11 protein-coding genes are annotated in these 12453 nt (G+C 70.7%); 7 read left to right on the forward strand and 4 right to left on the reverse strand.

Annotated elements, in window-relative coordinates:
- Positions 1 to 10: 10 nt before the first annotated feature.
- The 5 genes from ACQP2H_RS20340 to ACQP2H_RS20360 are packed head-to-tail and all read left to right on the forward strand — an operon-like array spanning position 11 to position 5998.
- Positions 11 to 1765: a fatty acyl-AMP ligase gene (locus tag ACQP2H_RS20340; protein WP_219463530.1), complete on the forward strand. Its 1755-nt coding sequence runs from the start codon at positions 11 to 13 to the stop codon at positions 1763 to 1765.
- Positions 1762 to 3378 carry an acyl-CoA dehydrogenase family protein gene (locus ACQP2H_RS20345; protein WP_219463531.1) on the forward strand — a complete coding sequence of 539 codons (1617 nt, stop codon included), beginning with the start codon at positions 1762 to 1764 and terminating at the stop codon, positions 3376 to 3378. Before ACQP2H_RS20340 ends, ACQP2H_RS20345 begins: the two co-directional genes overlap by 4 nt.
- Positions 3378 to 5099, forward strand: a complete 1722-nt coding sequence (locus ACQP2H_RS20350) for an acyl-CoA dehydrogenase (protein WP_219463532.1) — start codon at positions 3378 to 3380, stop codon at positions 5097 to 5099. The genes ACQP2H_RS20345 and ACQP2H_RS20350 overlap by 1 nt, the downstream gene beginning before the upstream one ends.
- Before the next feature lie 35 nt (positions 5100 to 5134).
- A complete protein-coding gene (locus ACQP2H_RS20355) occupies positions 5135 to 5425 on the forward strand; it encodes an acyl carrier protein (protein WP_219463534.1) in 291 nt (96 codons plus the stop codon).
- Between the two features lie 9 nt (positions 5426 to 5434).
- On the forward strand, positions 5435 to 5998 hold the full coding sequence (locus tag ACQP2H_RS20360) for a DUF1579 family protein (RefSeq protein WP_219463536.1): 564 nt from the start codon (positions 5435 to 5437) through the stop codon (positions 5996 to 5998).
- Positions 5999 to 6058: 60 nt separating this feature from the next.
- Here ACQP2H_RS20360 and purU read toward each other — a convergent pair whose 3' ends face one another.
- From purU to ACQP2H_RS20375, 3 genes are all read right to left on the reverse strand, one after another.
- A complete protein-coding gene (gene purU / locus ACQP2H_RS20365; protein WP_219463538.1) occupies positions 6059 to 6910 on the reverse strand; it encodes a formyltetrahydrofolate deformylase in 852 nt (283 codons plus the stop codon).
- 73 nt (positions 6911 to 6983) lie between these two features.
- Positions 6984 to 7904, reverse strand: coding sequence for a LuxR C-terminal-related transcriptional regulator (locus ACQP2H_RS20370; RefSeq protein WP_219463541.1), 921 nt, complete (start codon positions 7902 to 7904; stop codon positions 6984 to 6986).
- A 189-nt stretch (positions 7905 to 8093) separates the two neighbouring features.
- Positions 8094 to 8636 (reverse strand): hypothetical protein, encoded by a 543-nt coding sequence (locus ACQP2H_RS20375; RefSeq protein WP_219463542.1) that lies wholly within the window; start codon positions 8634 to 8636, stop codon positions 8094 to 8096.
- A gap of 393 nt (positions 8637 to 9029) precedes the next feature.
- On the opposite strand from ACQP2H_RS20375, the gene ACQP2H_RS20380 reads away from it, so the two are divergent.
- Positions 9030 to 9620, forward strand: coding sequence for a hypothetical protein (locus ACQP2H_RS20380; RefSeq protein WP_219463543.1), 591 nt, complete (start codon positions 9030 to 9032; stop codon positions 9618 to 9620).
- 211 nt (positions 9621 to 9831) lie between these two features.
- Positions 9832 to 11463: a BTAD domain-containing putative transcriptional regulator gene (locus tag ACQP2H_RS20385; RefSeq protein ID WP_433228499.1), complete on the forward strand. Its 1632-nt coding sequence runs from the start codon at positions 9832 to 9834 to the stop codon at positions 11461 to 11463.
- A gap of 53 nt (positions 11464 to 11516) precedes the next feature.
- On the opposite strand, the gene ACQP2H_RS20390 is transcribed toward ACQP2H_RS20385, so the two are convergent.
- Entirely contained in the window at positions 11517 to 12452 is a 936-nt protein-coding gene (locus ACQP2H_RS20390; protein ID WP_219463548.1) for a TauD/TfdA family dioxygenase, read from the reverse strand.
- Between the last annotated feature and the right edge of the window lies 1 nt (position 12453).

The raw sequence follows: 12453 nt of genomic DNA on the forward strand, positions 1-12453 counted from the left end.
GTCCGTAACCATGCCCGAATCCCGTACAGTCTCCGCAGTCTTCCGCCAGATAGTCGAGCGCAGGAGCGACCGTCACGCCGTCGCCTACGTCGGCGACCCGTTGGACGACGCCACCATCCGCTGGTGGACTTACGCCGATGTGGATCGCCAGGCCCGGAGCATCGCCGGCTGGCTGACCCAGCAGGCCCCGCCCGGCTCCCGCGTGCTGCTGCTCTACCCGGCCGGTGGTGACTTCGTCACGGCCCTGCTCGGCTGCTTCTACGCCGGCATGGTGGCGGTGCCCTCGTCGATGCCCGGCCGGTACATGCACGACCAGCGCCGGGTGCTCAACATCGCCCGGGACGCCCAGATATCCGGCGTGCTCACCGTCGACGCTGAGCTGGACTCGGTGCGTTCCTGGGCCGAGCAGACCGACCTGGACGCGGCGATCCTGGCCACCGACACGTCCGAGCTGTTCCCGCTCGCGGCGGAGGCGATCCATCCGGTACGGCCGGACAGCGTGGCCGTCCTGCAGTACACCTCCGGGTCCACGTCGGACCCAAAGGGCGTGGTCATCACCCACGAGAACCTGCTGCTCAACGCGGCTTCGGTGCACGAGGGCCTGAACACCGACGAGACCAGTCGGTTCGGCGGCTGGATCCCGAACTACCACGACATGGGCCTGATGGGGCACATCCTGCCGCCCCTTGTGGTCGGCGGTCAGGTCGTGCTGATGAGCCCGGCGACGTTCCTGCGCCGGCCGGTCACCTGGCTGCAGCTGGTCGACCGGTTCGACCTGAAGCTCTCGGCCGGCCCCAGCTTCGCGTACGAGCTGTGCCTCAACCGGGTCACCGACGAGGAGATCGCCGAGCTTGACCTGTCCGGCTGGCAGAACGCCGCCAACGGCTCCGAGCCGGTCAACCCGACGGTGCTGCGCGCCTTCACCGAGCGGTTCGCGGCCGCCGGTTTCCGCGCGGAGAACTTCTCGCCCTGCTACGGCATGGCCGAGGCGACCCTGGTGGTGTCGGCGTTCGCCACCGGCGACCCGGTGGTGCGGCGCTGCGACGCGGCCGCCCTGGCCGAGAACCGGATCGTGCCGGCCGCCGTCGACGGCGAGCACCGCGACCTGGTCAGCTGCGGTGCGCCGGTCGGCATCGACCTGCGGATCGTGGACCCGGCGACCGGAGTGGAACTGCCCGAGGGCCGGGTCGGCGAGATCTGGCTGAACGGTCCCAGCGTCGCGCAGGGCTACTGGCAGAATCCGGCCGCCACCGCGGCGGCCTTCGGCCATCGGGTCGGCGACACCGACGACTTCCTGCGCACCGGCGACCTGGGCACGTTGCTCGACGGCGAGGTCTATGTCACCGGCCGGATCAAAGACATGATCATCGTACGGGGCCGCAACATCTACCCGCACGACGTGGAGCAGGAGCTGCGTCTGCACCACCCGGAGTTGCGCGACCGGGTCGGCGCGGTCTTCACCGTCCCGGCCGGGGACGGCAGCCCCGACGGCCGGCTCATCGTCACGCACGAGGTGCAGAAGTTGCCCGCAGGCCGGGACGCGGCCGACCTGATCGCCGGCATCCGCCAGACGGTGTCCCGGGAGTTCGGCGTCCGGGCGTACGCGGTGCTGCTGATGCGCCGCGGCGCGGTCCGGCGCACCACCAGCGGCAAAATCCAGCGCTCCGCGATGCGCGCACTCTTCCAGACCGGCGAGCTGCAGCCCCTGCACGCCGACGGCTACTCGGCCGAGCGCACCCTGGCCACGATCGGCGGCCTGCGGTGACGCTGGAGAGCCTGGGCCTGGACGAAGTCTCGGCGTTCCCGATCGCCGCCTGCGCCGCGTTGGACGAGGCGGGACTGCCGGCGCACTACGTGCCGGTCCCGCTCGGCGGCCGGCTGGACGGCCTCAGCACCCTGATCGCCCGGTTGCGCGAGACGGCCGCGACCGACCTGACGGTGGCGGTGGCGCACGGCAAGACGTTCCTCGGGGCGGTCTCGGTGTGGCTGGCCGGTGACCCCGCCCAGGCCACCCGGCTGGCCCGGCACGTGCTGGCCGGCGAGGCGGTGGCGTGGGGGCTGACCGAGGAGGGCACCGGCAGCGATCTACTGGCCGGGACGGTGTCGGCCACCCGCACTGCGGAGGGCTGGCGCCTGGACGGCCGGAAGTGGCCGATCAACAACGCCACCCGCGGCCGCTTCATGTGCGTGCTCGCCCGTACCTCCGAGGCCGGCGGCCCGCGCGGCTTCAGTCTCTTCCTGGTCGACAAGCGCGTCATGCCGCCCGGCGCCACCGCACCGATAGCGAAGGTGTCGACCCACGGCATCCGCGGCGCCGACATCAGCGGGCTGGAGTTCACCGCCGCCCCGCTGCCGGCCGACGCTCTGGTGGGCCCGGTCGGAGGCGGCCTGGAGACGGTACTCAAGGCGTTGCAGTGGACCCGGACCGCGTGCAGCGCGCTGTCGCTGGGCGCGGCCGACCACGGCCTTGCCCTGGCCCGGCGCTACCTGTCCGAACGGCGGCTCTACGACCGGCGGCTCGGCGACCTGCCACACGCCCGCGCCGGCGCCGGGGAGGGGGTGGCCCGGCTGTTTCTGGCCGAGGTGGTCGCCACCACCACGGCCCGGGCCGCGCAGGCCGCGCCGGGCGAGCTGAGCGTGCTGGCCGCCATCGCGAAGGCGTTCGTGCCGAGCGTCGTCCACGAGCAGTTGCGGCAGCTCGGCGACCTGCTCGGGGCCCGTGGGTTCCTGATCGGCGTCGAGGGCTACGGCGAGTTCGCCAAACTCGAGCGCGACCACCAGATCGTCGGCATCTTCGACGGCAGCACCTGGGTCAACCGCCGTGCGCTGGTCACCAGCCTGCCGGCGGTGAGCCGGATCCTGGAGCGCGGCGCCGGTCCCGTCGGGCCGCCCGGATGGCTGGACCTGGACACGCCGCTGCCCGCCCTGGACCCGTCGGTGCTGCGACTGACACCGGCCGACGAGTCGATCGTGCGGGCGCTGCCCGGGGTGGTCGCCGGCCTGGAGCGGGACGGCAGCCTGCCGCCGGATGTGCTGGCGGAAGCGCATCGGCTGGTGGCGGCGGCCCGGGCGGTCCAGGACGAACTGCGGACGATCCGGCCCAGCGCCGGGTTGCCGCCGACCGCTGTGATGCGCCTGGCCGAGCGGTACGAGTGGTGCTTCGCGGGCGCCGCCGCGGTGAGCCTGTGGGCGGCCAACCCGCAGCGGCACGCCCTGCCGTGGTGGCAGTCGGGCCTGTGGCTACAGGGTGTCCTGTCGCTGGTGCTCGCGCAGCTCACCGGAGCCCCGGTGGACTATTTCGACCTGCTGGCGGATAGGTTGCTCAGCCCGGACGGGGCGGCGCCCACGCTGCTGACCCGAGGATCGGGGGTGGTCTGATGGCCGCGGACGTCTTCTTGGCTCCGGACATCGACGAGCGGATCGGCGCGCTGGAGAACCTGCTCGGGGATCCGCGCGATCCGGCCAACCCGGTCGGGCACGCGGCGATCCTGGGCGCCGACGAGCGGGCCGAGCTGCTGCCCGCCGGCGAGGAATTGCTCGACGAGTTCGGGCTCAAGGCCGAGATGGTGCCGGCCGAGCTGGGCGGACGCTTCACCCGAGCGGACGACCTGGTGGAGTTGATGCGCTCGCTCTACCGGCGCGATCCGTGCCTGGGCCTAGGCTATGCCTCCAGCACCCTGCTGGGCGCGGTGAACGTGTGGACGGCGGGCTCGGCCGGGCAGCGGGCCGACTTGGCCGAGCTGCTGCTGGCCAACGGGCGGGTGGCAGCGGCATACCACGAGCTGGCGCACGGCAACGACATCGGCGCAATGGAGTTCTCGGCGCTGCCCGGGCCGGCGGGCGGGCTGCTGCTCAACGGGCGCAAGGAGGTCGTGTCGAACCTGCGGCGCGCGGACGCGGTGGTGTTCTTCGCCCGCACCGATCCCGGACCGGGGCGGCGCAGCCACTCGCAGGTCTACGTGCGCAAGTCCGATCTGGATCCGCGCCGCTACACGTATCTGCCCCGCTTCCGCTCGGTCGGGATGCGCGGGGTGGATCTGGGCGGCATCGAGATCCGGGACTGCCCGATCGACGCCGGCTCGGTACTCGGGCCGCCCGGCCGGGGCATGGAGGTGACCACCCGCGCCTACCAGCTGACCCGGACCGCGCTGCCGGCGATGTGCACCGCGCTGCTGGACACCGGTCTGCGCACCGCGCTCGACCACGTCCGATCGCGCACCCTTTACGGTCGCACCGCCGACACCATCCCGATGGTGCGCACCACCCTGGTCAACGCTTTCGTGGATCAGCTGGTCTGCGAGGCGCTGGCGCTGGCGGCGACCCGGGCGCTGCACCTGGCCCCACGGGCCGGCAGCGTCTACGCCCCGGCGGTCAAGTATCTGCTCTCCGGCCTGCTGCTGGACGCCATGCAGCAGCTGGTGCTGGTGATGGGCTCGGAGTTCTATCGGCGCGACGGCGTGAACGCGATCTTCGAGAAGATTGCGCGGGATCTCAAGCCGGTCGGGTTCGGGCACGTCGCCCGGGCGGCCTGCCTGACCAGCCTCATCCCGCAGCTGCCGTTGCTGGCCCGGCGGGGCTGGTGGGCCGCCGAGCCGGCCCCGGACGGCCTGTTCGCCCCGATCGCGGATCTGCCGCCGCTGGACTTCGCCGGGCTGACGATCACTTCCGGCGGCCACGACCCGCTCGCCGGGTCACTGGCCACCGCGTCCGACCGGCTCGGCCCGGACGCGCCGGCCACGCTGCGCCGGCTGGTCGAGCGGCAGGCCGGTGAGCTGGCGATGCTGACCGCACAGTGCGCGGCCCTCGCGCCCGCGGACCTGAGCATCGTCGCGACCGCACGGACCCGGCAGCTGGCGGCCGCGTACGTGACGGCGCTGGCCGCCTCGGCCTGCATCGAGCTTCATCTGCGGCACCGCGCCACCAGCGGTTTCCTCGGTGGCTCCGACTGGCTGGTCGCAGCGCTCACCCGGCTCTCCGCCGCACATTTGCCGGTCACCCGGGACGTGCCCGTCGAGGTGGAGGACGCGCTCCTGACCGAGCTGCGGCGACGGCACGACCAGGGCGCCGGCTTCGGGATCTCGGCCCGTCAACTGCGCTGACAGGTCATCGCACTCACTGTGAAGGGAAATCTCTGATGGACAGCATCACCGGAATGACCTCGGTCGACGGCGCCGTCGCCACGCTGCGCGACTGGCTGCTGGAGCGGGTCGCGGCGTATCTGCCCGACGTCGAGGAGCCGATCAGCCCGCGTAACCCGCTCGGCGAGTACGGCCTCGACTCGATCGTCGTGCTAGCCCTGGCCGCCGACATCGAGGACCATCTCGCGATCAGCCTGGACCCGACCGCTTTGTGGGACTACTCCACGGTCGACCAGCTCACCGTCTTTCTGCTGGACGAGTGCGTCCGGCAGAAGTCACAGATATAAGGGGGAATCATGCGTTCTTTCAAGATCACGGCGGGTCTGCTCGCCGTAGCGGTGGCGCTCGTGGCGCCGCTCCCGGCCGAGGCGGCCGCTCCCGTCCGGGCGGCGACCATCGACTGGCCGATCCAGGAGATGGAACGGCTCGACCCGCTGGAGGGGGTCTGGAACTGCACCGGACTCAACTACTCCCGCCCGGGGGCCACGCCGATCGCCGCGACCGGGTCGGCCGCCGTCAAGTTCTCGCAGGGACAGCGCTGGCTGCAATGGGACGTGACGACCACGCTGGCCAACGGCTACGTCGGCACCGAGTTCGCCGTCTGGGGCTGGGACGCGGTCACCAAGACCTACTCCCTCGACACGTACGGCGAGGGGTACCGGGCGATCCTGCGCAGCCCGGGCTGGCAGGGCAACACGATCATGGCGTACGGCATCACCACCACAGCGTCAGCGGACATCGTCAAGTCACGCGTGTCGATGACCATCGAGGGGTCGGAGGCGGTGAGCCTGCAGCGTGAGTACGAGGTGAACGGCGCGTTCTACGTGGCCGTGCAGCAGAGCTGCCGACGCAGCTCGTAGGGCGCAACGACTTTGGGGCGCCCCGATTGCGGGGCGCCCCAAAGTCGTCTGCGGGTCCGGTCAGAACACGAGGACCAGGTTGTCGTGGCGCAGCAGCCGATCGTCGCAGTGCCACTCGATCGCCCGAGACAACACGGTGCGTTCGACGTCGGCGCCCAGCCGGACCAGGTCCGCGGTGTCGTGCCGATGCGAGGCCCGCACCACGTCCTGCTCGATGATCGGGCCCTCGTCGAGATCCTCGGTGACGTAGTGAGCGGTCGCGCCGATCAGCTTGACGCCCCGCTGCCGGGCCCGTTCGTACGGCCCGGCCCCGGCGAACGCCGGCAGGAACGAGTGATGAATGTTGATCACCGGCACCCGTACCTTCTCCAGGAACGCACCGGAGAGGATCTGCATGTACCGGGCCAGGACGATCACGTCGCACTCACCAGCGAGCACGTCGGCGAGCGCCCCCTCGGCCTGCGCCTTGCCGCCGGGCGGCACCGGCACATGGTGGAAGGTCAGGCCGAACGACTCCACGGTGTCCCGCAGGTCGGGGTGGTTCGAGGCGACCAGGACCAGTTCGCCGGCCAGTTCACCGCGGCGCCAGCGCCACAGCAGATCCAGCAGGCAGTGATCGGTCCGGGAGACCAGGACCGCGATCCGCTTGGGCCGACCGGCGTCGGCGAAGTGCCAGGCCATGTCGTACGGCGTGGCGACCTCCGCGGCGAACTCCCCGACCAGGGCCGGCCGGTCCACGGCGTCGACCGCGAGCTCCATCCGCAGGTGGAACGTGCCTCCCTCCGGGCTGGTCGTGTACTGGTCGGCCTGGCGGACGCTCGCACCACGGTCGTGCAGGAACTGCGTGACCGCGCGGATGATGCCCGGACGGTCCGGGCACGAGACGAGCAGGCGCAGCTTGTCGACGGGCATGGTTCCTCCAACACAGGCTCGGATCACCCGAATGTCGCGCAGTGATCTATGCCGGAACTCTGTGTCGGCGCCCTCAGCTCAACCAGCGCAGCTCCTGTGCGCGAACCCCGCCCTGGAAACGGCTCTGCGCCCCGAGCGCGTCCATCAACTCGCGGATGAGCCGGCTCAACGTACGTGGGGAGACGCCCAGGTTGCGGGCGATCTTCTCGTCCTTGAGACCGGTGGCCAGCATCTGCAGCAGCGCGGCGTGCTGCGGCGCGAGCTGGTCGAGCGGTGGGCGGGGCAGCTCATCGTCGTGCGGCAGCGCGGTGCCCGGATTCCACGCCAGGTCGTACAGGTGGGCGATCGGTTGCACGATGGCCCCGCCCCGCAGCGCCAGCACTGGTGACTCTTCCTGATCACCAACTGCGGCTAGCAGCGCCAGCGTGTTGTCGCAGATGATCATCCGCGTTGGTACGACCGGACTGGTGCGTACGTCGGCGCCGATGTTGCGCAGCGAGTTCAAATACTGCCGGGCATAACCGACCCGCAGGTACTGCTCCTGATAGAGCGCGCGCATACGGATGCCCCGGCGCAACATGATCTCGTCACGTTGGAGACCGCTCCGCAACACCTCCTCGGGCGGCGGCGGGCCGGGGTGCACGGAGATCACCTCGTTGACCGCACGGTCGGTGATCTCGGTCAGTAGGCCCCGGATCCGTCCGCTGTCACGGACAAGTTCGACCCGGATGTCGTCGGACGGAACGATGTCTATCGGCAGGAACCCCTGAACCAGGGTGGCCACTGCGGCCTGGGTCTCCGCAACCCGCTGGGCGGCCACGTCCAAGGTGTCCATCTCGTCGCTGAGTAGTCGGCGTAGCGCCGCGTCCGGGGTGAGCAGGGCGTCGGACTGCTGGATCCCCTCGCCATCCAGTAGCCGCAACGCCGACAGCACCTCCACGGCACGTTCCCGCTTGGCGCCGTTGAGATCGAGAGCCTCGGCGGCGTTGTTCACGTCCGAACACCCGGCACGAAACATGTGTTCGTAGAGTCTTAATGCCAGATCGACATCAGGCTTATCGAAAGCAGGCATACGCACTTCCCCCGTGCTAGTCCACCACGCGGCATGGTCGCACGATTGTCAGACCAGGACGAGGCCAGCCCAGGAGTGATCCGAATCACTTTTCAGGGCGGAAAGACGGTATCAACCTACCCCCATAGGCCTGGTACCGCCGCTTCGGCCGTCCCGGGCCGGCCGGGACGCGTAACGCACCCGGGCCGCCAGACACCCGGCCAGCACCTCGCCTGCTACCTGGCTCCGACCGGCCACCGGGACCCGGCGCACCGCATCGGCGGCCAAGCCGAACCGGTCGGCCTCGGCCACCGCCGACTGGGTGTACAGCAGATGGACGTCGACGGGAAGGCTCTGATAAACGAGCCGGGCCCAGGCCCGCGAGCCGTCGCCGGCGGCGGCCGGCGCCTCCAACGCCGAATGCGCCAGCGGGCAGCCCAGCTCCAGGGCGAGCAGCGCGGCGAAGATCAGCGACTCGGTGCCCCAGGCGAGCACCACGTCGATCTTCGGTTCGACGGCGCGGGCGCGCAACGCACCACACGCCGCGGCGACGGCCGCGCGGGTCAGCTCCCCGCTGACCACGACGTCGGCCCGGTGACCGAGCCGCTCCAGCTCGACACGCAGGGGATCGAAGTCGGCAGTCGCCGCACTGAAGACGCACGTGAGTATGCGCATCGGCGCACACCTCCTAATCGCAACCGATCCCGAGACCGCCCAGTGTCCGGAGCGCCGTGCGTCATCGGCGCTCCATCGCGTCAGGTTGGCAGCTTGCTGCCAGGTTGGCGACCGTCGGCATGCCCACCGGCCGGGCGATGCCGCAGCCCGCCGCACCACCAGTAACCAACAGTGAGACAGTGGCGACTCTCCGCCACTGCGAGTTGCCGCCTTTACCAAGCCTTCCAATAGCCCCGCTACATCGACATCCTGGTTTACAGAGCCGGACGGAATCCGGACGGATCAACGGCCGAAACTCTCCCCATGAAAGGTCGATGTCATGCTGTCTGCCCTCATTCTCACCCTCACTACCACCGCCATCAACGTCTTCCCGGCGGCCGACATCACGATCTGGTGGCCGTGACGATGCACGTCAAAACCGTCACGGCTCGACAGATTCAACCAGTGCTGGGCGGCGCGGCGCACCACCTCACGCTGCTGGCTCCGGCCGCCGCGCTGACCGACGGCTGCCCGGACGTGGCGGCCGCGACCGCGGCCGTCCGGCGCGGCGTACGGGTCCGGGTGCATGTCGGCTCCGACCGTTGCGGCCTGTGCCCGGCGATGGCCGACCTGGCGGTGCTGCCGACCGTCACGGTCCCGTGCCGGATGGCGGTGATCGACGGAAAGATCCTGGTCGCAGCGCAGAATGGCTGGGACTACACGGCCGGTGGGGCGGTGCTAGCGAGCCCCGGACTGGCCTCGATGATCGAGCGGTCGATGTGGCGCGACGCGGTACCGCGGGCCGGCGAGGCGCACCGGTTGCCGTACGCCGAGCAGGCCGTGCTTAGTCAGCTCGCCCTCGGCCTGACGGACGACCTGGCGGCACGCAGCCTGGGTGTCGCGATTCGGTCCTATCGGCGCACCGTCGCGGCCCTGATGCAACGGTTCTCCGCCGACAGCAGATTCCAGGCCGGCTATCGCGCCGCCAAGGCGAATCTGCTTTGAACAGCTCGGTCCAGCTATACGGACTATCGGGGGAACGACAATGGAATTTTCAATTCTGGGTCCGGTGACGGCGCGCAAATGCGGTGCGGAGATTCCGCTGTCGGGATCGAAGATAAACACCGTGCTCTGTGCGCTGCTCGTGGCCCGGGGCAGAGCCCTGTCCTACACACAGCTCAGTGAGTACCTGTGGGGTTGGACGCCACCAGCGACGATGAGCGCGCAGATATACTCCTACGTCTACAAGCTCCGCAAACAGCTGGGCGACGAGGTGAGGCTGGAACGCCAGCACGCCGGGTACACACTCGACACGCTCGATGCGGAGCTCGACGTGGTGGCCTTCGACCGCCGGGTGGAGCAGGGCCGCCGCGCCCTCGCCGTACGCGATTACGGGACCGCCGCCGAGCAGCTGCGCGCCGCCCTGGCACTGTGGCGCGGACCCGCGCTGACCAATGTCACCGAGCACCTGGCCGAGGTCGAGCGGCCGCCGCTCGAGGAGGCCTGGGCCAACGCCACCGAGCAGCGCATCGAGGCGGACCTCGCGCTGCGTCAGGACACCGGGCTGACCCCGGAGCTGACCAGCCTGGTCGGCAAGTACCCGCTGCGCGAGCAGTTCCGTGCGCAGCTGGTACTGGCGCTGTGTCGCAGCGGTCGGCGTGCCGACGCCCTGCTCGCCTTCCACGAGGGCCGCCGGGTGCTCGCCGACCATCTCGGCGTGGATCCGGGACCGATGCTCGTCCGGGCCTATCAGGAGGCGCTGCACGACGAGGAGCCCGAGTACCCGCCGAAGCCGGGCGTCGTCGTTGCCCGGGAGCGCCGACGGCGGGCCAACTCCCCACTGCTACCACCCGACATCGGGCACTTCACCGGACGCCGCGCTGAGCTGGCCACGGTCCGCGGCGCCTGGGCCGCGACCGGCGGTCCCTGGGCCCGAACGGCACCGAGCCGTCTGCTGATCACGGGCGCGGTCGGCACGGGCAAGACCGCCCTGGCCATACGCATCGGGCACACCTCGGCCGAGCAGTTCCCGGACGGGGTTCTCTACGCTCCGCTGACCGAGTGGGACGGCACACCCCGGCCGGTCGCCGACATCCTCACCCAGCTACTGCACGGCATGGGCGAGGAACCGGCCCCCGGCACCGACGTGCGCGACCTCCTGCGTGACTACCGGATCGCGGGGCACGACCGTCGCATACTGGTGATCCTCGACGACGTCGTCGACGAGCGACGCCTGGACGACCTCATTCCAACCAGTCCCATGGCGGCCGCCATGGTCACCAGCCGTCAGTATCTCACCGGCTTCCCGCACCGGCACGTCATGGCACTGGACCCGCTGTCGGAGCGCGACGGGGTGAAGCTGCTGGCCGCGATCGCCGGCGAGTACCGGGTCTACAAGGAGCTCGCCGCCGCGCGGACGGTGGTGCGGCTATGCGACGGTCTGCCGCTGGCCCTGCACATCGCCGGCGCCCGGCTCGCATCCCATCCGCTGTGGACGGTTGAGCAACTGGCCACCCGCCTCGCCGATCCGGCCCGGCGGCTCGACGAGCTCTGCCACGCCCGGCAGACCGTACGCGGCCGGTTGATGACCGTGATGCAGCGGCTGCCCGCACCGGCCCGTGCACTGCTGCCGGCACTGGTCAGCGCGGATCCTGCGGGGTTCACCGCACGGTCCGTAACGTCGGCGGCCACGGCGTTGACCGAGACGGCCGACCGGCTGGAGGAACTGGCCGATCTGCACCTGGTCGCCCCGGCCGCAGTGGACGACGCCGGATTCACCAGGTTCCGGCTGACCGGGCTGAACCGCTTGCTCGCCGCCGAGCTGGCGGCCGGGGAGGACAGAAGTTGAGACACCGGAGGTGGGGGCGGATGGTCCGCCCCCCTTCCGGTGCGCGCGTGACGTCAGTCGGACATCGCCACCAGCGTGCGCCGGTCACCGGTGAACGACCGGCGACCGTGCCCGACCAGCACGTTGTCGATGAGCATCAGGTCGCCGGCCTGCCACGGGACGTCGACCGCGTTCTCCAGGCCACGGTCGCGGATCTGCTCGACGTACCGTCCGGGGATCGGGCTGCCGTCGGCGAACGTGACGTACTGCGGCAGCTCGTCGAGCGGCAGGATGTCGTAGAGCTCGGCCGCCGTCTGGTCGCCCAGCCCGGCCGGATGCCACTGGTCGGCCTGGTTGAACCAGACCTCCGCGCCGGTCACCGAGTGCCGGGTCGTGGCCGGGCGCACCTGGGTGACCCGCAGGCCCTCCGACCGCCACTCGAACTCGGCCTCCGCGTCGGTCAGGAACTTCTCCACCGCGGCCCGGTCGTCGGTCTCGAACGTGTCCTGCCAGCTCTTGCCGAGCCCGTAGCCGTCGTGCAGGTTCTGCACGTAGCGCACCCCGCCGGCGAACGCCTCGCGGACCTCGACGTCGAGCGAGGCCAACCAGAGCTCGCCGTCGACGATCGGCGTCCCGCCGCCGGTGAGCGCCGCGATCTGGCTGTAGAACGCCAGCCGGGCCGGCCAGCGCCGGGCATAGCAGAGCTCGTTGTGCTGGGAGATGGTGAACTCGGCCGGATACTCGGTCGAGGTGTAGACGTTGCCGCGCACCCGGGCACGCGGCGAGTTGCCGTGCACGTAGGGCAGGCGATTGGGCAGCAACCGGTCGAGCACGCCGTCGAGCTCCCCCGGCGTCACCCCGAAGTCGCGGAAGACCAGCGCCTTCTTCTCCACCAGCAGGGTCGACAGACCGTCGGGGCCGAGCTCGTCGAGCCATCCGGCGAGCCGGCGGACACCCGTGTCGGTCGCCCGGATCTCGTACGGCGTCCACGCGGTGGCGATGTCCGTCATG

The organism is Micromonospora sp. CA-248260 (genome assembly GCF_050942205.1).
Lineage (GTDB): Bacteria > Actinomycetota > Actinomycetes > Mycobacteriales > Micromonosporaceae > Micromonospora > Micromonospora antibiotica.

Coding starts and splice junctions, on each gene's coding strand:
- ACQP2H_RS20375 (WP_219463542.1), bottom strand. CDS start 8,636: ATGCGCATACTCACGTGCGTCTTCAGTGCGGCGACTGCCGACTTCGAT.
- ACQP2H_RS20355 (WP_219463534.1), top strand. CDS start 5,135: ATGGACAGCATCACCGGAATGACCTCGGTCGACGGCGCCGTCGCCACG.
- ACQP2H_RS20340 (WP_219463530.1), top strand. CDS start 11: ATGCCCGAATCCCGTACAGTCTCCGCAGTCTTCCGCCAGATAGTCGAG.
- ACQP2H_RS20350 (WP_219463532.1), top strand. CDS start 3,378: ATGGCCGCGGACGTCTTCTTGGCTCCGGACATCGACGAGCGGATCGGC.
- ACQP2H_RS20385 (WP_433228499.1), top strand. CDS start 9,832: ATGAGCGCGCAGATATACTCCTACGTCTACAAGCTCCGCAAACAGCTG.
- ACQP2H_RS20360 (WP_219463536.1), top strand. CDS start 5,435: ATGCGTTCTTTCAAGATCACGGCGGGTCTGCTCGCCGTAGCGGTGGCG.
- purU (WP_219463538.1), bottom strand. CDS start 6,910: ATGCCCGTCGACAAGCTGCGCCTGCTCGTCTCGTGCCCGGACCGTCCG.
- ACQP2H_RS20390 (WP_219463548.1), bottom strand. CDS start 12,452: ATGACGGACATCGCCACCGCGTGGACGCCGTACGAGATCCGGGCGACC.